1 protein-coding gene is annotated in these 271 nt (G+C 65.3%); it reads left to right on the top strand.

Translation table 11 applies throughout. The features are described 5' to 3' along the window. A partial coding sequence (locus IJ15_RS0124170; protein WP_031940866.1) for an ABC transporter permease subunit occupies window positions 1-271 on the top strand: 271 nt, incomplete at both ends.

The raw sequence follows: 271 nt of genomic DNA on the forward strand, positions 1-271 counted from the left end.
TCATCTACCGGGCCACCGGCATCCTCAACTTCGCGCACGGCGGGTTCCTGCTGTCCGGCGTCTTCGTCGCCGCGGTGGTGAGCGAGTCGCACGGGTACCTGGTGGGCGTGTGCGCAGGTCTGGCCGTGGGAGCCGCGGTCGCGATCTTCACCGATGTCGTCTTCATTCGACAATCCCGAACACAGGACCACGTGACCCTGACGATCCTCACCCTCGGGGTGAACCTGTTGATCGTCACCGAGCTCAGTCGCCGTCTCGGCACCGAGACGCT

This window comes from Prescottella defluvii, assembly GCF_000738775.1.
GTDB lineage: Bacteria > Actinomycetota > Actinomycetes > Mycobacteriales > Mycobacteriaceae > Prescottella > Prescottella defluvii.